The 244-nt window shown below is 72.5% G+C and carries 1 protein-coding gene; it reads left to right on the top strand.

Annotated elements, in window-relative coordinates:
- On the top strand, window positions 1–183 hold a 183-nt coding region (locus tag AAEY78_RS14610), incomplete at its 5' end, for a hypothetical protein (RefSeq protein WP_352340181.1).
- Between the last annotated feature and the right edge of the window lie 61 nt (window positions 184–244).

Genomic DNA, 244 nt, shown 5'->3' on the forward strand with positions numbered 1-244 from the left:
GGTTATTCCTGTCTGCTATCGCTTGATTTAACGCCGCCATCCCGCGCGGGGTGTTGGGGGGGGGGGGGGGGGGCGGGCGGGCGGGGGCGGGGGGGCGGGGGGGGGGGGGGGGGGGGGGGGGGGGCCGGGGGCGGGGGGGGGGGGGGGGGGGGGGTTTTTGGTGTTCGATGGGGGAATATGTAGGGAAAACTTATACGTGAAGTTCGGGGAATGTCGGGTGGCGGATCCAGCCACCAGCCCCACA

The organism is Psychrobacter sp. 16-MNA-CIBAN-0192, from assembly GCF_040309565.1.
Classification (GTDB): Bacteria; Pseudomonadota; Gammaproteobacteria; order Pseudomonadales; family Moraxellaceae; genus Psychrobacter.